Source organism: Paraburkholderia sp. DD10 (assembly GCF_049177125.1).
In the GTDB taxonomy this organism is placed as follows: domain Bacteria; phylum Pseudomonadota; class Gammaproteobacteria; order Burkholderiales; family Burkholderiaceae; genus Paraburkholderia; species Paraburkholderia terricola.
This window is the reverse complement of the sequence record NZ_CP185393.1, coordinates 2,011,061-2,034,544: the sequence shown is the minus strand read 5'-3', so window position 1 is coordinate 2,034,544 and position 23,484 is coordinate 2,011,061. Positions and strand designations below refer to the sequence as shown.

The window sequence follows — 23,484 nt, the reverse complement described above, 5'->3', positions numbered from 1 at the left end:
GAAACATCATGCCGCATATGCACCTTGATACTGCGAGGGTTACCTGGTTACATACGCCGGCTCCGAATTTGCGGAGTGTGGCGCGGCGAATCGGCGTGTTGCTGTTCGACGGTTTCTGGCTGCTCGGGCCGGGCACCGTCGTCGAGATGTTCCAGACCGCCAACGAACTGGCGGACTCGCATGCCGGCGAGGAACCGCCCTACGACGTGCAGTTTCTGTCGATGGAAGGCGGCAGCGTCGCCAGTTCCTCGTTGGCGCGAATCTGGACCGACCGGATCGACACGCGCTACGGCAGCGGTTTCGACGTGCTGTTCATCGCGGGCGGCTACGGCGCACACGCGGCGGCGCGCGACGAGCGCTTGCTGGGCTGGCTGCGCTCGGTGCAAATGCGCACCCGCGCGATCGAAACGATCGGCGAGGGCAGGCTCGTGCTGGAAGCCGCCGGCCCCACCGACCACGACGCGCTGCAAGCGGCCCGCTATCTGGGCGGCGTCGCGGCCGAGGCCGCGTCCAGCGATCGCGACGAGTGCGCCCGCAGCGCGCTGATGTTCATCAAGCGCGATCTCGGCGCGGAGCTGGCCCGCCGGGTCGCCGACCGCGTGATGCCCGGCATGGCGGCGACATGGGTGCCGCTGCAGGCGGAAGGCGGCACGCTCAGCGTGGCCGAAAAAATTCGTGCGGCCGCGCGCTGGATGGAGGCGAACTGCGACCGTCAGGTGTCCGTTGCCGACGCCGCGCAGGTGGCGGCGATGAGCGAGCGCAATTTCCTGCGGCGCTTCAAGCACGAAATGCACGTCACACCCTCGGACTATCTGCTGCAGGTGCGGCTGCGCATTGCTTGCAACTTCCTGACGGAAACCGAATTGCCGGTCGATAAGATCGCGCGCCGCAGCGGCACGGGCAACGGCGATCGTCTCGCGAAGATCTTTCGCAAGCGCATGGCGCTCTCGCCCACCGAGTATCGGGCGCGCAGCCGCGTGGCGACCGAGGTGTAATTCGCGAGGCAGGCGCCGCGTCGGCGGCGCGCTTCCTGACTGCTTCATGACTGTTTGCACGCGGCCCCCCGGGGCCGCATTGTTCGCCGGGCAGGCTTCTTACGAGCACAGTGGCAATGGGCAACAACGTAATGTCGACGGCGTTGCCCGAGGTCAAGCTCATCGAGCCCGAGGTGTTTTGCGACGAATTCGGCTTCTGCTTCGAGAGCTTCAGCGCGGACGAGTTTATCGAGGACGTCGCGCCTGATTTCAACTTCGTGCAGGACCGTCATTCGCGCGCGGTGCACGGCGTGCTGCGCGGCTTGCACTATCAGGTGCAGCGTCCGCAAGGCCGCCTCGTGCGCGTGGTGATCGGCGAAGTGTTCGATGTCGCGGTGGACGTGCGGCTCAATTCGCCGAACTTCGGCAAATGGTCCGGCACGTATCTGAGCGCGGCCAATTATCGGCAGGTATGGGTGCCGCCGGGCTTCGCACACGGTTTCGTGGTGCTCTCCGACGTCGCCGAATGCCTGTGGAAGACCACCGAATACTGGTTCCCGGAACTCGAGCGCTGCATCCTGTGGAGCGATCCCGACATCGGCATCGAATGGCCGATCGATTTCGAGCCGATCCTCGGCGCGAAAGATGCCGCGGGGCGGCGCATTTACGAAGCGGAAAACTTCTCCTGAATCCGGCGTCGGGTCAGCGGCCCGAGCCGTACTGCGGCGTGAGGTTCAGCGTCGCCGCGCTCGCACTCCTCGCCACTCCACACGCTCCGCACTCATCGGAATACCGCTATTTCCCGCGCGCATGGCGGGCGCGAAACGGTAAAACCCGGCGCGGGCGGCAGCTATTGCAAGACCGTGTGGCAAATATTGCAATGCGGCCACCGCGAGCCGCGCCGGCGCAAGCGCTTCGCGCCCGCGCGGCCGACGCGGTCGTCAGCGTCGGATCAAGCCCATCAACAAGGTGACGAGGAAGATCACCACGAAGATGAAGAACAGAACCTTCGCGATTTCCGCCGCGCCCGCGGCGACGCCGCCAAAGCCGAATACAGCGGCGATGATCGCGATCACGAAGAAGATTGCAGCGTATCGAAGCATGGGGCCTCCCACCGGTGGATGTGCTGGATTGAGACTTGAAAACGGCGACTCGTCCTCGGCATCGTGTGCCTCGACGGGTTGTTTGCCGGCGAACGAAGAGCAGCAATGGCTGTGCCACGGCCCGCTGCGCGATTCGCGAATCCAGTGAAAATCCGCCACGGAAACGGCGGAAATACGCGATAGAATTCCTCCGCAGTACGCCTGCGGTATCCATGCATCGCGCCTGGTGCATCGCCCTCCATCCACCGAGTTCAACAAGAACGAGGACCCATGCCAACGCGAATTCTGTCGATTTTCGGCACGCGGCCGGAAGCCATCAAAATGGCGCCGCTCGTCAAGCAACTGCAAGCGAGCGCCGACCTCGAATCGGTGGTCTGCGTCACCGGGCAACATCAGCAGATGCTCGATCAGGTGCTCGATCTGTTCGAGATCGTGCCGCATCACAATCTCGCCCTCATGACCGGCAACCAGACGCTCAACGGCCTCGCGTCGCGTCTGATCGCCTCGCTCGACGAGGTGCTCGCCACGGTCAAGCCGGATCGCGTGCTGGTGCATGGCGACACGACCACGGCGTCGGCGGCGGCGCTTGCCTCGTTTCATCGCCGCATTCCGATCGGCCACGTCGAGGCGGGGCTGCGCACCGGCAACCTCGTGCAGCCCTGGCCCGAAGAGATGAACCGCCGCGTGGTCGACCTCGTGAGCGATCTGATGTTCGCGCCCACCGCGAGCTCGAAGGCGAACATCGCGCACGAAGCGCTGCACGGTAAGGTGATCGTAACCGGCAATACCGTGATCGACGCGCTCAATCTCACCACCGCGCGCATCGCCGCGAACCCGGCGTTGCGCGCCGAACTCGACGCGCGCCTGCCGTTTCTCGACGGCGCGCTGCCGTTGCTGCTGGTCACGGGCCATCGGCGCGAGAGCTTCGGCGCGGGCTTCGCCAACATTTGCGCGGCGCTCGCCGATCTCGCCCGAACCAATGCGGTGCAGATCGTCTATCCGGTCCATCTGAATCCGAACGTGCGCGGTCCCGTGCAGGAAACGCTGGGCGCCGCGCGCAACGTTCATCTGATCGAGCCGCTCGATTACCTCGGCTTCGTGCGCCTGATGCAGCGCGCCACGATCATCCTGACCGACTCGGGCGGGGTGCAGGAAGAAGCGCCCGCGCTGGGCAAGCCGGTGCTCGTGATGCGCGACGTGACCGAGCGGCCGGAAGCGGTGGCGGCGGGCACGGTGCGCCTCGTCGGCACGGCGCGCGAGGCGATCGTGCGCGCAGTGACGGGCCTGCTCGAAGACGCGAGCGAGCGCGACGAGTTCGCGCATCGCGTCAACCCATACGGCGACGGCCATGCCTCCGAGCGGATCGTCGCGGCGCTGAGCGGACGTCCGTTCGAGGAATTCGCGAGCGGCGGCATCGGCGAAATGCCTTATGTGCCGCGCGTGCCGCTGCCTGGCGTTGTGCAGTAGAGAAGAGAAGCGGGACGCCGCTGTTCGAGCGCGAGGCGCGAGAATGGCGGCCGGTGTTCGCTGTGCGTGTGCATGTGCGTGTGCATGTGCCGGCGTATATGCCGAACGCGGCGCATCTCGCGAAGGCAAAGATACGCGCCGCGTGCGCGACGGGGTTCAGGAAACGCCCCGCGGTGCCGTTATTGCAGGGATTCGCTCGCCGCCCCGGTAGCGCCGCGAGCGAGGACATCCAACGCAAAGCCTGGCGCAGCGCCGGGCCGACCGTTCCAGACTAGTTCCAGACTATCCATGCCGCGCAATCCGGTTTCGCCGCTTGCGCGCCAATCAAGAGACAAAACCAGGTGATCTCCGACGTGACCTCCGATACGCCCATGCGCCGTTTCACGCGCGCCCGCCCGAACGCGCTCGCCGCGCTGCTGTTGCTGGCCGCCGCCGCGCACGCCCAACAGCCGGCCGACGTCGCGGGCAGTTTCGCGCAACTCGGAAGCGGACGTCTCGCGACACGCACCGTATCGCTGGCCGATCTCGGCATGCGCGATCCGGTCGTGCTGCATGCGCCGGACGCGCGTCAGGAACTGTATCTGCCGGTGCCGGCCGGCGTGCCCTTGAGCGATGCGTCGTTGCAGATCGACGGCGGCTATCTGCGCGGCAACGGCGGGCGTACCACCCTGCTGGTGTCGCTCGACGGCTCGCCGGTGCTCTCGCGCAGTCCGACCCAGGAGCAGGGCGACGCCTCGGCGAGCCTCGGCGTGGACGGCGCGGCGCGGCCGAGCGGTTTCGTGCGTGTGGGGCTCGACTGGTCGTCGGTGTTGAGCGACGACGTGTGCACTGACCAGACCGCGATCGGCAACCTCTGGCGTATCGCGCCGACCTCGCGCCTGACCTATCGCTACGATCCGAACGCGATCGTCGATCTGCGCGGCGCGTGGAGCGCATTGCCGCAGAAGCCGGTCGTGATGCTCGGCGCGCGCACGCTGGGCGCGCCGGCGTTCGATGCCGGCTGGCGCGTCGAAGCGCTGCTGCAACGCGAAGGCCGCGCGCCGCTGACCCGCGCCTGGCCCGCCGTGGGCGACACCGTCGATTTGAGCGACATCGAGGTGCCCGCGCCGCTGCGCGCGATTCCGGCGTTTGCCGCGCTGGCCGCGGGCGGCTCGCGCAAGCTGGCGAATGCGGCGGAAGCCGGCGCGCTGGTCGCGCTCACGCCGCGCGCGGCGTTCGCGCCGGACGTGATCGTCGTCGACGATGCGCTGCGCGGCACGCTGAAGAGCACGCTCGATGCGTTGCGCGAGCAGGTGGCGAGCGCGGCCCCCGGCGCGGCCGAAGCATTCGACGCATGGCGTGCCCGCGCGCTCGACGCCGTTGCCAAGCCGCTCTCGCCGGGCGAAGTGCGGGTCGCGCACCTCGGCGGACAGACCGCGATCGTGCTCGGCGACAAGGACGCCGTGGCGCTGCTCGCGCGCACGTGGCGGCCGATCGACGTGGCGAGCCGTCTCGTGGTCCATCAGATCGACACCGCGCCGAATTCGCACGGCGATGAAATCGCGCTGTCGCTGCTCGGCGGCCAGCCGCGCACGCTCGACGTGCAAGGCCGCGCCACCTGGGACGCGAATTTCGACCTCGGCGCCGCGTCCGGCAACGGCAAGCTGCCGTCGACGGTGGTGCTCGACGTGGCCGCGTCGCCCACGCCCGGCAACAGCGCGCAGACCGCCTCGGTGTATTTCAACGACGTGCTGATCGGCTCGCAACTCCTCAGCGCCGACGGCAAGCCGCAGCGCATCGAGGCGCGCGTGCCGCATTACGCGCTCGCGCCGAACAACCTGCTGCGCGTGGTGTTCCAGCGCCAGCCGGAAGCCGGCTGCCAGCGCGGCCTGAGCCATCCGGTCGCGGTGTTGCCGAGCAGTCATCTGACGCTCGCCGCCGCCAAGGTCGACGACGACTTCACCGGCATGGTGGCGCGCTTCGCGTCGGAGGCGAACGTGATCGTGCCGGCCTCGTATCTCGACGACGCGACCCTGGTGCTGTCGCGTGTCGCGCGGCTTGCGAACGCGAGCGGCATCGCGCCGACGCGCGCGAGCTTCACCGTCGCGCGCGAGGGCGAGGCGGTGAACCCGAAGGGCGCCTTCCTTGCCGCCGACGTCACACTCGCCGACGAGAAGAGCGTCGCGCGTCTGTCGAAAGACCGCCTGTCGCTCACCGACGCATCCGGCAAGATGCTCGCCGACGTGTCGGGTCTGAACCGCGTCGGCGTGATCGAGGCGGTCAGGTCGGGCAACGTGTCGGGCATCGCGTATCGCACGGTGGGCGACACGGCGGCGATCCTGCCGGCCTCGCTGCGGCTCTCGCGCGGCGACCTCGCGATCGTCGACGCGAGCGGCACGCTGCGCCAGTTCGACACGCGCCATCCGGGCGAGGTGGTCGACGCGAGCGACGTGCACGGTCCGTGGTTCATGCAGGGCTGGGTGCGCTGGGGCGTGCCGGCCGCGCTCGTCGCGTTGCTGCTCGTCCTGCTGCTGATCGCCAACGTGGCGCGCCGCAGGCATCAGGACAAGTCGTGAGCCTCGCGCTGATCGAATGGTATGGCGGCTATGCGGTCGCCCATTACTACCACGGGCTCGAATACGCCGCGGCGGCGGTGGCGTTCATCATCCTGCTGTCCAGTCTCGACGATCTGTTCATCGATCTCTGGTACTGGACCCGGCTGCTTTATCGCCGCCTGACGGTGCAGCGCGCCTATAAGCCGCTCACCGCCGCGCAGTTGTATCAGCGCGACGAGCAGCCGATCGCGATCATGGTGCCCGCGTGGCACGAGTACGACGTGGTCGCGGCCATGATCGAGGACATGGTGCGGGTGATGGACTACCGCAACTATGTGGTGTTCGTCGGCACCTATCAGAACGATCCGCAGACCATCGCCGAAGTGGAACGCATGCGCCGCCGCTACAAACAGTTGCGCCGCGTGGAAGTGCCGCACGACGGTCCGACCTGCAAGGCCGACTGCCTGAACTGGGTGATCCAGGCAATCTTCAAGTACGAGAAGGAAGCCGGCATCGAGTTCGCGGGCGTGGTGCTGCACGACAGCGAGGACGTGCTGCATCCGGTGGAATTGCGCTTTTTCAACTACCTGCTGCCGCGCAAGGACATGATCCAGTTGCCGGTGGCGTCGCTCGAGCGCAACTGGTTCGAACTCGTGGCCGGCACCTATATGGACGAGTTCGCCGAATGGCACGCGAAAGATCTCGTGGTGCGCGAGAGCCTGGTGGGCTCGGTGCCCTCGGCGGGCGTGGGCACCTGTTTTTCGCGGCGCGCGCTGCTCGGGCTGATCGCCGAGACCGACAACCAGCCGTTCAACACGGAGAGCCTGACCGAGGACTACGACGTCGGCGCGCGTCTGGGCAAGATGGGCATGCAGTCGATTTTCGCGCGCTTTCCGGTGCAGTTCGCGACGCGCCGCAAGGCGTGGTTCGGCTTCGGCAAGGAACGCGACATCACCGTGACGATGCCGCTGTGCGTGCGCGAATTCTTTCCCGATACGTTCCGCACCGCTTACCGGCAACGCGCGCGCTGGACGCTCGGCATCGGTTTGCAAGGGTGGAAGCAGACCGGCTGGACCGGCTCGCTCACTAACCGCTATCTGCTGTTCCGTGACCGCAAGGGCATCGTCACGGCCTTCGTCGGCATTCTCGCGTATGTGCTGGTCGCGCAGTTCCTGCTGTTCGCCGGCGCGGGTCTGCTCGGCTGGATGCCGGAACTGATCGCTTCGCCGTTCGCCGATTCGGCCTGGCTGCAAGGCCTGTTGTGGGCCAACGGCTGTGCGCTCGTGTTGCGCGTCGTGCAGCGGATCTACTTCGTGACCCGGCTGTACGGCTGGGAGCATGGCGTGTTGTCGGTGCCGCGCATGGTGGTGGGCAACTTCGTCAATTTCATGGCCGTCTCGCGCGCATGGAAGATGTTCATCACGCATCTGGTGACGGGCAAGCGGCTCGCATGGGACAAGACCATGCACGACTTTCCGTCCGCGGAGGGCTTCAATAATCGACGCCAGCGCCTGGGCGAATTGCTGCTGTCGTGGCAGGCGATCGACCCGGACAAGCTCGAACAGGCGCTCGGCGAAAGCCATGCGCGCGAGGCGCCGCTCGGCCGCGTGCTGATGGCCAAGGGCTGGCTCGACGAGGAAACGCTCGCCGAAGCGATCGCCTTCCAGTCCGATTTGCCGCGTGGCCGGCTGGACGTCGAACGCGTTCAGGCGGACGCCGCGCGGCTGCCGCTCGAGGCGATCGTGCGGCATCGCGTGTTGCCGCAGGCCGACGAGGCGGGCGGGCGCACGATCTTGCTGACCGCGAGTCCGCTGGCGGAGCCGGTGGTCGCGGAATTGGGCGCGCTGGCGGGTGGGCCGGTGCAGCAGGAGATCGTCCGCGAAGGCGAGATCGCCGCGGGGCTGCGTCTGTTGCGCGGCGTCGCGATCGGCTGGCCGGAAGGCGAGGGCGCGGCGGCACGCGGCGCCGCGGGCGAGGCCGCGGCCATGCCCGTGCCGGCGCGCAGCGTGCCGTTGATCGGCGATCTGCTGATCGAGAACGGCCACGTGCGCCGCGAGGCGTTCGAAGCGGCGATGCAGGACTACCGCCCGGACCGGCACGGCCGGATCGGCGACTACATGGTGGCGCGCGGCGTGATCTCGCCCGACGCGCTCGACAACGTAATCCAGCAACAGCGCCGCCTGCAGGGCGCTCTGGCGGCCTCCGAATGATCGATTCATTTTTCAACCGGCGTGCGGGGATGGCGCGGGTTTCGTCGTCGTTTTCGGCTTCAGGTTCGGTGGTTTTGGCGGGGGCTTTGGCTGATTCTTTGGGTCGGTCTTTGGGCGGGTCCTTGGGTCGGTCTTTGAGCGAGTCCTTGGTGGCGGCTTATGGCGCATTGGTTCCGGTTTCGGCATCGGCTCAAGCTCCGGCCTTCACCCTGCGTGCGGTCGCGGCCGCGATGCTGGCCGGCGCTTTGTGCGTGAGCGGCCCGGTCTGCGGGCAAGGCGCGGCGAACGCGCCGCGCCCGGCTGCATCCGGGCAGGACACGCTGCCGTTGACCGGCGCGGCCTATCGCGTCGCCCAGGAAGCGTACGACGCCTACGGTCGCGGCGACTACGCGGGCGCCGTCGCGCGCTCGCGCGAGGCGATTCGTCAACGGCCCGACGTCGTATCGCTGCGGGTGCTGCTCGCCAACGCGCTGGCCGCGCAACGCCGTTATGGCGAGGCGAGCCGCTCGCTCGGCGACGCCATCGCGCAGCTCGGCGGCGATCCGGCGCTGGTGGCGCGCCGCAAGCAGATCGACGCGCTCAACGTGTCGACGCGCGCGGTCGCCCGTCCGGCCCGTCGGCAACCGGGCGATCCGAACGCGTTGAGCGGGGCCGCGCTCAACGCCGCGCAGCAGGCTTACAAAGCGTATGCGGCGAAGGACTTCGCGGGGACCGTCAAGTATGCGAATCAGGCGGTCGCGCTGCGTCCCGATCTGCTGCGGCTGCGCCTGCTTCTCATCGACGCGGCGAGCGCGGCGGGTCAGGACAGCGACGCGTGGAACGCCGATCAGGATGCCGTCAAGCGCTTCGGCGACAGCGACGAGTTGCGCTTGCGCCGCGGCTTTATCGGCAGCCGGCTTGCGCCGAGGCCGTCCGCGGCGTCGCAAGCGGCGCGACAGCAGGGCGACGGCGCAGAGGCCGTGGCGCGCGCGCGCGAGGCCGTCGCTTATGCGCCGGACCACCTCGGCTATCGTCTGCAACTGATCGACGCGCTGTTTGCCGCGAACGATCTGCCGGGTGCGCAGGCCGCGGCAAGCGCGGCGGTCGCGGCCAACGATACGGCGATCATGCCGCTCACGCTGCGCGGCTACGCGTTGGCCGCGCAAGGCAGGACGGTCGAGGCGGAGGCGGACTTCGACAAGGCATTGCATCTCACTGGCGCCACGCAGCGCGATCAGCGCGTGGCGCGCGCGATCATCGCCGATGTGTGGATCGCGCAAGGGCAACCGCGGCGCGCGCTCGATCTGCTCGCGCCGCTGAAGGCGGGCGGTGACGACACGGATGCGGCGATTGCGCTGCGTCGCCAGCGGGCGCGGCAGGCGTTGGGTGGGGTGGGCGCGGGTGGCGAGGCGGCGGGCGGTGCTCGCGCAGCGAGCGGCTTTGTTGGGTCGAACGCACCGACCGCACCGAACGCATCGAACGCATCGAGCGCACCAAACCCCCCACAACTTTCCCTCGACCCCGCCCGTCGCCCGGTGATCGACTGCGTCGTCGACCGGTTCGGCGCGAGCTGCGACGTCTACGCCGCCGATCCCGGCTTCGCGGCGGCGCGCGCCGCGACGTTGGCCGCCGCCGCAAGGGACAAAAGCGCTGCCGTAGCCCACGCACGCGACGCGGTGAAGGCCGCGCCCGACGATCCGCAACATCGCGTGCAATTGATCAACGCACTGAGCGCGGCCGGCGATCAACGCGGCGCGACGCACGAAGCCCAACAGATGCTCGCGGCCGGCATGCTCGACGCGCTGCCCGACATGAGCGCCGCGTACATCGCGCAGCGCGCCGGCAACAACCGCGTCGCCTACCAGCGCTTCAGCATGGCCGACGAGGCCGGCACGCTGCCGGCCGCCGCCCACGCCGACGCGGGTTATGCGGCGCTCCACGCGCATCGCAATCGCGAGGCCGCGCGCTACTTCGAGCAAGCGATCGACGCGAGCGCGAGCCCCGCCGGCGACACGCCGTCCCCGACGCCCGTGCAACTGAACGACATGCGCAGCGCGCACGCCGAAGCGACGCGCGACTGGGGCTTCAATACGTCGCTCAATTATCGCGGCGCGGGCATGCAGCCGGGCTATGCGTCGTCGCCGACGCCCGGCACCTCAAACAACTGGCAAGCCGGCGTGGAAGCGTACTGGCGTCCGTTCGGCAGTCTCGGCGAGCGGATGCTCGAACTGTACGCGCGCGGCTACGAAAGCTTCGGCGTGAAGAACGGCGGCGCGAGCGGGGTGGAGACCTTGCAGGCCACCGTCGGCGCGCGCGCCAAGCCGTTCTCGCAGATCGACGCGATCGTCGCCTTCGAACGGATCATTCCGATCGGCTCGCGCGTCAACCCGGACTGGCTCGCGCGGCTCGCGTATTCGGGCGGCTTCGGCATCGAACGCCGCGTGGACGTGCCGTCATGGTGGACCGCGAAGCTCTATGCCGAAACGGGCGCCTATCTGAACACCGGCTCGGTCTACGCGACCACCAATCTGCAACTGGGCCGCACCTTCCGCATGGACAGCTACAGCCCGAAGTGGACGGTGTTCCCCTACGCGGTGATCGGCGCCGACTACGACTCGAGCGTCAATCACAGCATTCCGTTCGGCGCGGGCGTGGGGATTTCGACGCGTTACTGGTTCCGCGACAGCCAGTACGACGCGCCGCGTTCGTATGTCGATCTGTCCGTGCAGTACCGCCTGAAGATCGCCGGCGACGAACGCGCGCGCGGCGTGTTCTTCGGGATGATCTACTCGTATTGAGCCGAAGGACTTCAATGCCGGCGATGTGCGTGGATAATCCAGGTGTCTCGACCCTGCGCGGCTGGCGCGGAGAACATGGTGGCTTTCATTCCAAACGGCAGCGGCAACTCGATGCGTAATTCGCCTCACGTTCAGGCGCAAGGCGGCGAACCGGCATCGCCGCGCCGGCGCACGCTGCTCGCCGTGAGCGCGTGCGCGGCGTTCGTCCATGGTTGCGCGACGCCCGCATCCGGCGACACCGGCGCATTGGCGCAAGGCGTCGTCTGGCAGCTCGACGAGGACCACGTGGATCCGCGCGGCGATTGGGATCGCCTCGGCGTGACCGATTTGCTGGTGCAATGGACGGCCGTGGACGACACGTCGTTTCTGCCGCTCGGCAATCCGCAGGGCACCGCGTTGCGCACGGCCCGCCGTCTGCCGGACTGGACGCGGATCGCCGGCGAGCCGTGGGCGCGCAATGTGATCGTCGGTCTCGCGGGTCGTTTCGACGAGAAGCAGGCGCGCGCGCAAGCGGCGCAACTGGTCGAGCGCTCGAAGAAACTGGCGGCGGTGCGGCCGCCGGTTCGCATCGACGGGTATTACTTTCCGGTGGAAGTCGATCCGACCTGGCAAGACGCCGCATCGCTCGCGCCCTTGCTCGATCAACTGCCGCGGCCTCTGTGGATCAGCGTCTACGACAACTCGAACATCGGCGGAGCGGCGCTCGCCGCGTGGCTCGACGGCTGGCTGCCGCGCGACGTCGGCGTGTTTTTGCAGGACGGTTGCGGTGTTTATGCACGCGGCCCGGCCGCCGCGCGCGGCTATGCGGATGCGCTGGCCGCGCGGCTCGGCAAGCGTCGCGTGCGGATCATCGCCGAGGCTTTTCGTCCCGCCGGGGGCGGCGCGTTTCGTCCGGCGCGCGCCGAGGAATTGACGCCGCAACTGCTCGCGTATCGCGGCTATCGGACCTATCTGTTCGACGGCCCGCATTACGTGTCGGCGCAACTCGTGCGGGAATTGCTGGACATGCAGGAAGCGCGGAAGTAACAGGGCAGTGAGAGGCGCACCCGTGCCCGCGCCTAGCGCAACTGCGTCACCGCGAGCAGCAACACCATGCTGCCGATCGCGCCGTCCAGAATGCGCCATGCCGTTGCGCGGCGAAACAGCGGCGCCAATGCGCGCGCGCCGTAACCCAGGCCGACGAACCAGACGCCGCTCACCGCCATCGCGCCGAGGGCGAACACCATCCGCGCGTCGGCCGGTTCGCGCGCGCCGGCTGTACCGATCAGCAGGAAGGTGTCGAGATAGACGTGCGGATTGAGCCATGTGAGAGCCAGCGTCATCAGCATGACCGGCACGGCGCGCTGCGCCTGTGCGCCGGAGGCCGCACCGTTTGCATCGGCATCCAGGACCGCATGGCCGGGACGCACCGCGCGCCGCAGCGCACTGATGCCGAACCACGCCAGATAAGCGAGCCCGACGTACAGCATGGTGTGCACGAACAGCGGGTAGCGCTCCACCAGAACCGACGCGCCGCCCACGCCCGCGCCGATCAGAATGCAATCCGACAGCGCGCACAGCAGCACGATCTTGCCGACATGCGAGCGCATGATGCCCTGGCGCAGGACGAAGGCGTTCTGCGCGCCGATCGTGACGATCAGCGATGCGCACAGGGCGGCGCCGTGAGAAAAAGACAGCCAGTTCATAATCGATCCAGTAGACGAGTGAAGCGAACGGGGCTAGTCTGCGGTTTCGGCTTCCATAAGAGAAGCTAATTTACTTAACGCTGACTAAGGAACGCTAATGCTCGACTATGCGTTGCTCGACGCCTTGGCCGCCGTGGTGCGGCACGGTTCGTTCGAGCGTGCGGCCGGCGAACTGAACGTGACGCCGTCGGCGGTCTCGCAGCGCGTCAAGCTGCTCGAGGAGCGGGTCGGCAGCGTGCTCGTCAAGCGCGGCCAGCCGTGTGTCGCGACCACCTCGGGCGCGCTGCTGTGCCGCCACACCGAACGCGTGCAATTGCTCGAAGCGGAGTTGACGGGTCGCTTGCCGGCGCTGCCCGGCGCGCTGGTGGAGCCGTGGCCGGCGTTGCGCGTGGCGGTCAACGACGACAGCGTCGGCACCTGGTTCATCGACGCGGTCGCGCAGTTCTGCGTCGAACGGGAAATGCGGCTCGATCTCGTGATCGACGATCAGGACCACACCGCGCAGCGGATTCGCGACGGCAGCGTGCAAGGCGCGGTGACCACGCAAGCCGAGCCGGTGCAGGGCTGCCGGTCCACCCGTCTGGGGCGCATGCGCTATCTGGCGGTCTGCTCGCCGGTTTTTCTTGCGCGCCATTTTGCCGACGGCGTCACGCGCGAGAGTTTGCGGCGCGCTCCGTGCATCGATTTCAATCCGAAGGACCAGTTGCAAAAGCGCTTCATGCGCCGCATCACGCGCGCGGAAATCGATCCGCCGCTGCACTGGATTCCGCACGTCGCCGGTTTCTTGCGCGCGTGCGTGACGGGGCTAGGCTGGGGCATGTGCCCCGAACGGATGATCGCCGCGCATCTGGCGAGCGGCGAACTGGTGGAGATGGCGCCCGGCAAGCACATCGACGTGGATCTGTACTGGCAGAGCTGGCGTCTGTCGATCGGCTGGCTCGACGATTTCGGCGCGGTGCTGCGCAAGCGGGCGGCGGAGTGTCTGGATTGACGCCGCGCGGGAACGACCGTGGGAACAACCGCGGGAAAACCGCGGGAATAACCATCAGCCCGGTTTAACGACAACCGTGCAGGTAATCCCCGCCGCGAGCACGATCCCGTCCGGCACCGAGTCGATCTTCACGCGCACCGGCACGCGCTGCGCGAGGCGTACCCAGTTGAAGGTCGGATTCACGTCTGCCAGCAACTCGCGGCTTTGCGGATTATCGCGGTCATAGATGCCGCGCGAAATACTCTCGACGTGCCCCTGAATCGTGCCGCCGCTCATCAGCCGAACCTCGGCTTTATCGCCGACCCGCACGCGCGGCAGCTTGGTTTCCTCGAAGTAGCCATACACCCAGAACGAATGGCTATCCACGATCGCCAGCTTGGCGATGCCCGCTGTTGCATAGTCCCCGCGGAACACGTTCAGGTTGGTGACGTAACCGTCGACCGGCGAGACGACCCGCGTGCGCGCCAGATTCAGCCTGGCCGCATCGAGCGCGGCGAGCGCCTGCTGATACGAAGCCTCGGCGGCGGACGCCGTATGCGTCGCATTCTCGCGGCTCTCGCGCGAGACGACGAGCGCATCCATGTCGGCGCGCCTGCGGGCGTCGTCGCGCTTCATCTGCAATTCGGCCTTGCGTGCCGCCACGGCGGCCTGCGCCTGCTCCACGGCGATCTGGTAGTGCGACGGATCGATCTGCATCAACAGATCGCCTTTCTTCACCAGTTGATTGTCCTTCACGGGCAGATCGACCACGGCGCCCGAGACGTCCGGCGCCACGTTGACGATCTCGGCGCGCACGCGTCCGTCGCGCGTCCAGGGTTCATCCATGTAATGAACCCACAACACGCGTCCAATCAGGATTGCGACGACAAAAATAACGGCTGTCGCGATGAAGCCCACGATATTTCGGATGGTCATGTTTCGACTCTGATCAACGATAAACGGCGAGACCGAGCACGCCGCACACACACACGAGCAAGCTGGCCCGGAACAGGGACGGGTGCCACACCACGCGATACAGGCCCGTATAGGCGATCGCGCGATCCAGCATCCAGGTGAGCAGCGCGCCCGCGATGAACAGCAGCACGATGGCCGGCACGTAGGCGTCGAAAACGGCGATATCACGCGGCATGGCGAACTCCTTCTGACGACGCGCCGGCAGTTCCGCTCATCAACGCTTCAAGCGGCGATTGCGGATCGAGCAGCGCGGTACGAATGAAATGCAGGTGACTCAAAATGCGCTGCAACCGATGCCGCTCCTCACGCGGCGGCGTGAAGGCGGCCAGCGTCTGCTGAACGGCGGCGATCGCATCGGCGGTCGCCGCGAGCGCGCGGTCGAAACGGTCCGCGCGCGGCGCGTCGAACAGCGCGGTCAGCGCGCCGCGCATCGCGCGCAGCGAGACGCGCCACGGCATCGACCTGGCGTAGCGCGCGTCGGCGGGCAGCGCCGCCACTTCGCGGCGCAGGTCGATCACTGCGTTGCCGACTTCCAGCACCGAGAAGAGCCAGCGCAACGTGTCGCGCTTGAGTTCGGGTTCGTTCGGCGCGAGCGAGTTGATCTGGAACATCAGATCGCGCGCGCCGCTCTCGAAGCGCGAACGCACGCGACCGAGGCTCGCGCGGCTCGCCAGCGCCACCTGACGGCGCAGATCGACGAGCAGGCGGTTGCGCAGCCACGGCGTCGACGGCGGCAGCAACACGGCGAACGCCACCGACGACACCAGCATCGACAGCACGAGCGCGAGCGCGTCGTTCATGAAGCCGCTCGGGTCGTAGTGAATCACGTTGTCCGGGCCGGCCAGGAAGCAGAAGAAGATGCAGTAGCCGACGCCGTAGCCCGCCAGCGCCGGCCGCGTCGTCATGAACACGCCGAGCAGCAGGAACGGCGTGAGCGCCGCGCACAGCAGCGGGAATCCGTCGATATGCGGAAACACGCCGTACACCGCGATCATGCCCATGACCGCAGCGGCGAGCGTGCCGCCGGCCATCTGGAACACGGTGCGCTTCGGGTCCGGCGACGACGAGGCCAGCGCGCACACGGCGGCCGCGTTCAACGTCAAGGTCGAGCCGCTCGGCCAGGCGGTGGCGATCCAGAACGCGCCGAGCACCAGCATCACGATGGCGGCGCGCAGACCCGACACGCCCGCCGCGATCGCGTTGGTTTTGGGCTCGTAACGCTCGATCCAGCGCTCGCGCTCGTGGCTGTCGACGGCGAGCGACGCATAGGTGGCCGCGTAGGCATGCAGATCGTCGATGAAGCGGTACAGCAGCTCCGCGCCGGTGTCGAAGTCGAGCAGCGGCGCGTCGGGGTACACGTCGAGCTGCGCGCGCGTCGCTCGCACGCGTTTCGGCAACTCGGCCTTGTAGGCCTCGAGTTGCGCGGCGGCGTGAGCGGCGTCGGCGGCGCTCAGCACGGGCTCGCCGGACTTCGCGAGCAGCGGCGCGATTTCCTTGAAGTACGGTTCGAGCGCATCGATCGCGACGGCCGCGCCGCTCGTGTCCGCATCGCGCAGCCGGTTCATCAACTGATGCAGCGCGTGAAAGCGCGTCGACGCCGTCATGAACTCGCTGTTCAGCCGCGCGAGCCGGCCGCCGCGCATGCGCGAGTCCGGTCCCTCGAACACGGCCACGCTGCGCGCCGCCTCGAACCCGACGATGTCGGCGACGAAGCGCGCGTTGGTCGCCTCGATTTGCGCGCGATCGTTGCGGCCGGCCAGCGACGCCGACACATACTCGACGAAGGCCGAGAAACGCGCGCGCACGGTGCCGCGCATCTGCAAGCCGGCGTACTGCGGGAACACGAGGCCGCTCACCGCGCCCGCGCAGACGATGCCGAGCACCACTTCGGCGACCCGCGTGAGCGCGCTCAGAAACGCGCCGTCCGGATGCTGCGAGGCGGGGATGCCGATCAGCGCCGCGGTGTAGCCGGCCAGCACGAAGCCATACGAGCGGAAGTTGCGGTTGCGCGCGGCGCCCGCGGTGCAGATGCCGACCCAGATCGCGGTCGAGACGATGAACATTTCCGGTTGCTGCGCGAACAGGCCGAGCAGCGCGAGCATCACGACGAGGCCGACCAGCGTGCCGCAAATCCGGTAGAAGCTCTTGGCGAACACCATGCCGCTTTGCGGCTGCATCACGATGAACACGGTGGTCATCGCGGTGCGCGGCTGCGGCAGGTCGAGTTTCATTGCGATGCCGAGCGCGAGGAAGCACGCGGCGAGCGCCTTGAACAGATAGATCCAGGTGAGGCCGTCGGTGCGCGCCCAGTCGGCGGCGGCGGAGCGGAGCGGGCCGAGCGGCATCGGGCGTGGCGCGGTTGACGAAGAGAGGGGCATGATGGTCCTCACTCGGCCGCGGGCGCAGCCGCGTTGGCGGATCGCGGCGGTGTGGCTGCCGCGGCGTTTATGGGTTGCGCGTTGGCCGTGGCCGGTGACGGCGTGTCTGCCGCGGCGCTTATGGGTTGCGCGTTGACCGCGGCCGGTGACGGCTTCGCCGGCGTGGCAGCGGGGCTTCGCGTGTGGACCGCATCACGCGTGGCGGGCACGTTGTTTTTCGTGCGACCGGTTGAACCCGCTTGCGACGGCGTGAGCGCAGCCGCAGCGTTCGAACCCGCCGCCGCCTGGCTGTTCGCCTGGCTCTTGCCCTTGCCATGCCCCGGCAGCGTCTCATTCGCCTGCGGACCGTTGGCCGGCTCGTCGAGCCCGCCGCCCAACGCGGTGACGAGCGACGCGTGCGCGCCGAGGCGCTCGGCCTGAATCTTCGCGACGCCTTCCTGGGCGTGCAGCAACTGGTTTTGCGCGATCAGCACGTTCAGGTAGTCCGTCAGGCCGCGCCGATAACCTTCGCGCGACAGGTCGTAGTTCTTGCGCGCCGCCGCGACCGACCGCTCGGCGTCGGCGGCCTGGGTCGCGAGCGAGCGGATGCGGATCACCTGGTCGGAGATGTCCTTCAACGCGCCGACGATCGCCTGGTTATAGCGCTCGACGGCCTCGTCGTATCCGGCCGAGGCCGCGCCGAGCTGCGAGCGCAGGCGCCCGCCGTCGAGGATCGGCAGCGACAGCGCGGGACCGGCCGTCCAGCTATGCGACGGACTCTTCAGGAACTGGAACAGCGGGCCCATCGCCGCATAACCGCCGATCGACGCCAGCAGGTCGATGTCGGGATAAAAGCCGGCCTTGGCGACGTCGATGCCGCGCGCCTGCGCCGCCACCGTCCAGCGCGCGGCGACCACGTCCGGCCGATGGCCGATCAGATCGGCGGGCAACGCGCTCGGCAGGCCGGCGGGCGTGGCGAGCGACAGCGCCGGGCGCTGGATCGAGTCGCCCGCGCCGGGGCCCTTGCCGGCCAGCGCCGCCATCTGATTGCGGCCGAGCGCGATCTTTTCCTCGAGCGCGTCGATCTGGCGTTCGTATTCCGGCATCGGCGTTTCGGCCTGGCTCACTTCCAGTTGCGTGCCGAGGCCGCCTTTCAAGCGCCGGTTCGCCAGGTCGACGATTTGCTGCTGTTGCCGCAAGGTCGCTTGGGCGATGTCGAGCAGCGCGTAGTTCATCGACATCTCGATGTACGTGCGCACCACATTGCCTTGCAGTTCGAGTTGCGCGGCGCGGGCGTCGGCGGCGCTCGCGTGGGCGGCGTCGAGCGCACGCTCGGCGGCGTTGCTGTCCTTGCCCCACAGGTCGAGGTGATACGCCAGTTCCAGCGTGCCCGTGTTGTTCCACGATTGCTCGCCGGCGAGCGGCCCCGGCCCGTAGTACAGGTTGTCGGCCCACTTCTGGCGCTGGATCGACAGATTGCCGTTGACTTGCGGCGACAGCGCCGCGCGGGCGACGCCCGCCATCGACGCCGCTTCGCGCACGCGCGCCTGAGCGGCCGCGAGGCTCGGATTGCCGGCCTGCGCGGCCTCGATCCACGCGTCGAGCTGCGGATCGTCAAAGGCGCGCCACCAGTCGGCGGCCGGCCATTGCGCGTCGGCATTGGCGGCCCGGATGGCGTTGCCCGCGTCGAGCGCGGCGGGCTCGATGCCGCGCGCCTGCGGCGCGATGCCTCCGGTGCTTGCACATCCCGCGATTGTTAATAGGATCGTAAGAACAGCGGTTGCGGCGATCCGTTTTGGCACCGGAGACTGCACGATTCCTCCAAAAATTGGCTATAGAAGCTTGTGCGTCATTATATTTTTTGATCGATTGCGGAATAACCCGTAACGGTGCAAGGCATTTTTACGGAATTTGAGATAATCGCCGTTACGAATCGTGAAACAATCGGTCCGGATTACCAAGGAAAGGCATTGGATACGCTTCAAAACATGCGCGTATTTGTCCGCGTCGTCGAAGCGGGCAGTTTTACGGGTGCCGCGCAGCACCTGAACACGACCACGGCGTACGCGTCACGCGCGGTGTCCGATCTGGAAGCGCATCTGCGCACGCGCCTGTTGAACCGCACGACGCGCCGCATCGCGCTGACCGAGGCGGGCGAACGTTACCTGCAGCGCTGCGAACAGATCCTCGCCTATGTGGATCAGGCCGAAGCGGAGGCGGGCGATGCCCACGCCCGCCCCGCGGGCAAGCTGAAAATTCACGCGATGACGAGTTTCGGCCAGCATTACGTGGTCCCGGCGGTCGGCCGCTATCAGCAGCGCTATCCGGACGTGCACGTCGAACTGACACTGGCGCAGCGCATCCCCGATCTGCTCGACGAGGGCTTCGACGTCTCGCTGACGCTGGCCACCAGCCTGCCCGATTCGGGACTGGTGTCGCAGCGTCTCGGCAGCGCCTTCAGCATCGCCTGCGCATCGCCCGCTTATCTCGAACGGCACGGCGTGCCGCAGACGCCCGCCGATCTCACGCATCACACCTGCCTGCAAATGGTGGCGCCGGTGTTTCCGTCCGACAAATGGACCTTCGACGGCCCGAACGGCGAGGAAACGATCTCACTCGGACCCACCCCGTTCCAGGTGAACGTCGCCGAGGCGATGGCGGTGGCGGTGAGTAATGGCATGGGCATCGGCCTGATTCCCATCTATTCGGCGATCAGCGGTTTGCGCAGCGGCGCGTTCGTGTGGTTGCTGCCGCAATACACGTCGCAGGAAATGAATCTGTATGCGCTGTATCCGTCGCGGCAGTACCTGGACGCGAAAATCCGCACGTGGGTGGAGTTTCTGCGCGACGAACTGCCCGCCACGCTGGCCGCCGATCAGGCGGAATTGCGCCAGTTCGCGCGCGGCTGATCCCGCCTGACGGGGTGGCGCGCCGCGCGGTGACAGGCTGTTACACAACCGCCGCGCCGCAACATTTCCTTACTTTCGTGCTCAAGTCGATTTGCTAACGTGTGGTTCACGCGCTGCCGCTTCGGCCGCACGCGCTCCATTCACCGCCGCTCGGCAAATCGCAACAACTGGAAGGACGAGGGATTCATGGATACGCATCTGATGATCGGCGTGGCCGTCATGCTTGGACTGATCGGAATCGCCGCATCGCGCGATTTGCTGCGCCGCCTGCGCGAACAACAGCCGCAACTCGTGCCGATCAAGATCGCGCGCCCCGATGCGCGGGGACAACGGCACGACCGTTGAACGTCGTTCTCGCGTTGGATAGTGCGGGCCAGCAGAGGTGTTTTTCTTGAGCGGCGCCTGTGCGCCTTCCGCTGTTAATCCAGCGCTTCGATCAGGCCCGGCTCGTCGTTGAGCACGCGATCGACGCCGGGACCCACCCGGTGCCAGCGGAACCGCCCGGCCGCGAGGCAGGCGCTGCGCGTCAGATGTTCGAGTTCGTCGGCCGGCAATGCGGGGTCGAGCCAGCGGCGCGCCGCCTCGGGCCCGAATGCCAGCGGCCGCCGGTCGTGCACGTCGACGAGACCCGCGTCGGCGTTGGCGGTCACGATCACCAGTCCCATGCCTTCGGTTTGCGGCTCCGTGCCGCGCACGCTCGATAGCGCCGCCAGATACATCGGCGCGTCGCTCTTCAGGTGGACGTAGTAGGGCTGGCGGACCATGGCGGCAACCTCCGCGGCGGGGCCCGCGCTGTTACTGCTTTCGGGCGCCGTTTCCGCGTGCCATTCGAACCAGCCGTCCGCGGGCACCAGCACGCGTCCGGTTTTCCACAGTTGCTCGAAGTAACGCGCGTTCGGCGCGGTGGCGGCGCGCGCGTTGATCGTCTGCGGCAGATGCTGCTCGCGCGCCCAGTCCGGGCAATAGCCCCAATGGATCGCGCGCAGCGTCTGGTCCGGGTAGATCGCGAGCGGATGCGTGCCCGGCGCGAGGCTATAGCCGGGACGGCGGTCGGCGGCGTCGAATAGCATCAGCGGATCGGCGAGGCCGAGATGCCGGGCGTACAGATGCGGATCGCGGTACTGGCTGATTCGACCACACATGAGCGACCTCCACGGACCAGCGCCTCGCCGGCACGGCGATCTCAACAGCGTAGTGCCGCGAGTGCGGCGGCGCTACACCTCGACGACCTTATCCCACGCGAACTGTGGGTTCTCCCACTGTCCGCTGCGCCGGTCGAAGTAGCCGCGCGGATTGCAGACCACGCGTGTGCCGTTCACCGTGTAATCGAACGACGTGTGCGTGTGCCCATGAATCCACAACGCGACGGGCGAGCGCACCAGTCCCGGCAAATGATTGACGAAGCCCGCCGACGCGCGGTCTTGCGCGTAATGCTCGGCGAGACTCAGCCGATGCGGCGCGTGATGCGTGACGACGATCGTCTTGCCGGCGAACGGCCTGGCAAGCTCGCTTTCGAGCCAGGCGCGCGCGCGGCGGTGCAGCGCGAGCGAGTCGTCGGGCGTGAAGTCGCGCGGGGAGTCGTGGGGGTCGTGCGGCCAATTCATCTGGATCGGGCCGCGGAAGTCGAGCATCACCCGGCGCGACGCGTCGATCGATCCGGCGAGCGTGTCGGGGTCCGCGCCGTAGAGCTCGAAGTCGGTCCACAAGGTGGTGCCGAGGATGCGCCAGCCGCCCTGGCGGTCGACCAGCGCGGCGTTGTTCAGCACGTGCACGTTGTCGACTTGCGCGGCCGCGTCGTACAGGGCGGCTTCGAGCGCGCCGAATTCGCCGTCGTAGTATTCGTGATTGCCGGGCACGTAGACGACCGGCGCGGCGCCGTCGAAGATCTGGGCGGCCCAGCGCGGACCGGCCGCGTGATTGTGAATGTCGCCCGCCAGCACGATCAGATCCGCCTGCGCATGCGGGATCAGATCGGGCTCGTCGTTCTCCAGATGCAGATCGGACAACACTCGAATCTTCACGGCTACGGCTCCTGCGATTTATAGCGTTCAGACGCGTTCAGAAACGCGGCGGCTTCAAACCTTAGCGTAGCACCTTGCCGGGGTTCATCAGGTTAAGCGGATCGAGCGCGAGCTTGACGGCGCGCATCAACCGCACCTCGACGTCCTGCTTGTACTGCATCGCTTCGTCGATCTTCAACTGGCCGAGCCCGTGTTCCGCGCTGATGCTGCCGCGATGCCGATGCACGCTGTCGTAGACGATCTGGTTGATCGCGCTCTGGTACTGGTCGAGAAACGCCATCGCGTCGCCGCCTGCGGGCGCCTGCACGTTGTAGTGCAGGTTGCCGTCGCCGAGATGGCCGAACGTCACCATGCGCGCGCCCGGCACCGCCTGGGCGATCGCGGCGTCGGTTTCCTCGATGAAGCGGCCGATGCGCGAGATCGGCACCGCGATGTCGTGCTTGATGTTCAGACCTTCCTCGGCTTGCGCGAGCGGAATGTGTTCGCGCAGATTCCAGAAAGCGCGCGACTGTGCGAGGTTTTCGGCGACCACCGCGTCTTGCACGAGACCTTCTTCCAGCGCCGTTTCCATCAGACGCTCGAACAGCGCGCGGGCGTGTTCCTCGCTTTCGCTGTCCGACAATTCCAGCAGCACGATTTGCGCGTGCGATTCGGCAAACGGATAGCGCATCTGTTCGAAGTGCCGGCCCACCAGCCGCAGGCAGAAATCCGACATCAGTTCGAAGCCGGTCAGAAGCGGCCCGGCGACGCGTTGCGTGAGCGCGAGAAAGTCGAGCGCCGCATCGGGCGAAGCCAGCCCGGCGAGCGCCGTGACGCGCGCGGCCGGTTGCGGATGCAACTTGAGCACCGCCGCCGTGATGATGCCGAGCGTGCCCTCCGCGCCGATGAACAGATCGCGCAAGTCGTAGCCGGTGTTGTCCTTGCGCAGTCCGCGCAGGCCGTCCCACAGTTCGCCTTGCGGCGTGACCACTTCCAGGCCGAGGCATAGCTCGCGCGTATTGCCGTAGCGCAGCACGGCGGTGCCGCCCGCGTTGGTGGCGAGATTGCCGCCGATCGTGCAACTGCCTTCGGCGGCGAGGCTCAAGGGGAACAGGCGGCCGGCTTCCTCGGCATGTCTTTGCACTTCGGCGAGGACGACGCCGGCTTCGACGGTGATCGTGTTGTTGTGCGGATCGATGTCGCGCACGCGATTCAGACGCCGCAAGCTGATGACCGCCTGCGCGCCGCTTTCATCGGGCGTGGCGCCGCCGGCGAGACCGGTGTTGCCGCCTTGCGGCACCAGCGCGACGCGATGTTCGCCGGCGAGTTTGACGAGCGCCGCGACTTCGGCCGGCGTGGCCGGGCAGAGCACCGCGCAGGCCGCGCCGGTGTAGCGGCGGCGCCAGTCGGTGAGGTAGGGCGCGGTGTCGTGCGGATCGGTGAGCACCTGGTTGGGGCCGATGGCGTCGCGGCAGGCGGAGAGGAAAGCGGCTTGAGTCATGTGGGTCGGTCGGTGTGTTCGG

General features: G+C 67.6%; 19 protein-coding genes. 10 read left to right on the top strand and 9 right to left on the bottom strand.

What is annotated here, in order from left to right:
• Positions 1–8 precede the first annotated feature (8 nt).
• Positions 9–995: a GlxA family transcriptional regulator gene (locus ACOCG7_RS24365; RefSeq protein WP_073430092.1), complete on the top strand. Its 987-nt coding sequence runs from the start codon at positions 9–11 to the stop codon at positions 993–995.
• Between the two features lie 116 nt (positions 996–1,111).
• Positions 1,112–1,663 carry a dTDP-4-dehydrorhamnose 3,5-epimerase gene (gene rfbC / locus ACOCG7_RS24360; protein WP_073430091.1) on the top strand — a complete coding sequence of 184 codons (552 nt, stop codon included), beginning with the start codon at positions 1,112–1,114 and terminating at the stop codon, positions 1,661–1,663.
• A gap of 252 nt (positions 1,664–1,915) precedes the next feature.
• Here rfbC and ACOCG7_RS24355 read toward each other — a convergent pair whose 3' ends face one another.
• A complete protein-coding gene (locus ACOCG7_RS24355) occupies positions 1,916–2,077 on the bottom strand; it encodes a DUF1328 domain-containing protein (RefSeq protein WP_073430090.1) in 162 nt (53 codons plus the stop codon).
• A 270-nt stretch (positions 2,078–2,347) separates the two neighbouring features.
• Here ACOCG7_RS24355 and wecB point away from each other — a divergent pair, with 270 nt between their 5' ends.
• From wecB to ACOCG7_RS24330, 5 genes are all read left to right on the top strand, one after another.
• On the top strand, positions 2,348–3,544 hold the full coding sequence (gene wecB / locus ACOCG7_RS24350) for a non-hydrolyzing UDP-N-acetylglucosamine 2-epimerase (protein WP_083084046.1): 1,197 nt from the start codon (positions 2,348–2,350) through the stop codon (positions 3,542–3,544).
• Between the two features lie 371 nt (positions 3,545–3,915).
• The gene (locus ACOCG7_RS24345) at positions 3,916–6,099 is read left to right on the top strand and encodes a cellulose biosynthesis cyclic di-GMP-binding regulatory protein BcsB (RefSeq protein WP_083084043.1); all 2,184 of its coding nucleotides are present in this window, start codon (positions 3,916–3,918) and stop codon (positions 6,097–6,099) included.
• The gene (locus tag ACOCG7_RS24340) at positions 6,096–8,288 is read left to right on the top strand and encodes a glycosyl transferase family protein (protein ID WP_083084042.1); all 2,193 of its coding nucleotides are present in this window, start codon (positions 6,096–6,098) and stop codon (positions 8,286–8,288) included. Before ACOCG7_RS24345 ends, ACOCG7_RS24340 begins: the two co-directional genes overlap by 4 nt.
• Before the next feature lie 230 nt (positions 8,289–8,518).
• Positions 8,519–11,065 carry an NfrA family protein gene (locus ACOCG7_RS24335; RefSeq protein ID WP_421380550.1) on the top strand — a complete coding sequence of 849 codons (2,547 nt, stop codon included), beginning with the start codon at positions 8,519–8,521 and terminating at the stop codon, positions 11,063–11,065.
• 111 nt (positions 11,066–11,176) lie between these two features.
• Positions 11,177–12,091: a hypothetical protein gene (locus ACOCG7_RS24330; RefSeq protein ID WP_083084355.1), complete on the top strand. Its 915-nt coding sequence runs from the start codon at positions 11,177–11,179 to the stop codon at positions 12,089–12,091.
• A gap of 32 nt (positions 12,092–12,123) precedes the next feature.
• Here the strand turns inward: ACOCG7_RS24330 and ACOCG7_RS24325 are convergent, their stop codons facing one another.
• The gene (locus ACOCG7_RS24325) at positions 12,124–12,750 is read right to left on the bottom strand and encodes a LysE/ArgO family amino acid transporter (protein ID WP_073430087.1); all 627 of its coding nucleotides are present in this window, start codon (positions 12,748–12,750) and stop codon (positions 12,124–12,126) included.
• Positions 12,751–12,847: 97 nt separating this feature from the next.
• Here ACOCG7_RS24325 and ACOCG7_RS24320 point away from each other — a divergent pair, with 97 nt between their 5' ends.
• A complete protein-coding gene (locus ACOCG7_RS24320; RefSeq protein WP_083084040.1) occupies positions 12,848–13,741 on the top strand; it encodes a LysR family transcriptional regulator ArgP in 894 nt (297 codons plus the stop codon).
• A gap of 54 nt (positions 13,742–13,795) precedes the next feature.
• Here the strand turns inward: ACOCG7_RS24320 and ACOCG7_RS24315 are convergent, their stop codons facing one another.
• The 4 genes from ACOCG7_RS24315 to ACOCG7_RS24300 are packed head-to-tail and all read right to left on the bottom strand — an operon-like array spanning position 13,796 to position 18,866.
• A complete protein-coding gene (locus tag ACOCG7_RS24315; protein ID WP_083084038.1) occupies positions 13,796–14,656 on the bottom strand; it encodes an HlyD family secretion protein in 861 nt (286 codons plus the stop codon).
• A gap of 13 nt (positions 14,657–14,669) precedes the next feature.
• Positions 14,670–14,870, bottom strand: coding sequence for a DUF1656 domain-containing protein (locus ACOCG7_RS24310; protein ID WP_073430084.1), 201 nt, complete (start codon positions 14,868–14,870; stop codon positions 14,670–14,672).
• On the bottom strand, positions 14,860–17,073 hold the full coding sequence (locus ACOCG7_RS24305; RefSeq protein WP_083084036.1) for an FUSC family protein: 2,214 nt from the start codon (positions 17,071–17,073) through the stop codon (positions 14,860–14,862). The genes ACOCG7_RS24310 and ACOCG7_RS24305 overlap by 11 nt, the downstream gene beginning before the upstream one ends.
• Positions 17,074–17,081: 8 nt before the next feature.
• The gene (locus ACOCG7_RS24300) at positions 17,082–18,866 is read right to left on the bottom strand and encodes an efflux transporter outer membrane subunit (protein WP_083084034.1); all 1,785 of its coding nucleotides are present in this window, start codon (positions 18,864–18,866) and stop codon (positions 17,082–17,084) included.
• 156 nt (positions 18,867–19,022) lie between these two features.
• Here ACOCG7_RS24300 and ACOCG7_RS24295 point away from each other — a divergent pair, with 156 nt between their 5' ends.
• Positions 19,023–19,961 (top strand): LysR family transcriptional regulator, encoded by a 939-nt coding sequence (locus tag ACOCG7_RS24295; RefSeq protein WP_083084032.1) that lies wholly within the window; start codon positions 19,023–19,025, stop codon positions 19,959–19,961.
• Positions 19,962–20,147: 186 nt separating this feature from the next.
• On the top strand, positions 20,148–20,306 hold the full coding sequence (locus ACOCG7_RS24290) for a hypothetical protein (RefSeq protein WP_193615254.1): 159 nt from the start codon (positions 20,148–20,150) through the stop codon (positions 20,304–20,306).
• Positions 20,307–20,380: 74 nt separating this feature from the next.
• Here ACOCG7_RS24290 and ACOCG7_RS24285 read toward each other — a convergent pair whose 3' ends face one another.
• The 3 genes from ACOCG7_RS24285 to ACOCG7_RS24275 all read right to left on the bottom strand — a co-directional run bounded on the left by ACOCG7_RS24285 (position 20,381) and on the right by ACOCG7_RS24275 (position 23,462).
• Positions 20,381–21,103, bottom strand: coding sequence for an SOS response-associated peptidase (locus ACOCG7_RS24285; protein WP_083084029.1), 723 nt, complete (start codon positions 21,101–21,103; stop codon positions 20,381–20,383).
• Between the two features lie 72 nt (positions 21,104–21,175).
• Positions 21,176–21,982 carry a metallophosphoesterase gene (locus tag ACOCG7_RS24280; RefSeq protein ID WP_083084028.1) on the bottom strand — a complete coding sequence of 269 codons (807 nt, stop codon included), beginning with the start codon at positions 21,980–21,982 and terminating at the stop codon, positions 21,176–21,178.
• Between the two features lie 61 nt (positions 21,983–22,043).
• Positions 22,044–23,462: an FAD-binding oxidoreductase gene (locus ACOCG7_RS24275; protein ID WP_083084026.1), complete on the bottom strand. Its 1,419-nt coding sequence runs from the start codon at positions 23,460–23,462 to the stop codon at positions 22,044–22,046.
• Between the last annotated feature and the right edge of the window lie 22 nt (positions 23,463–23,484).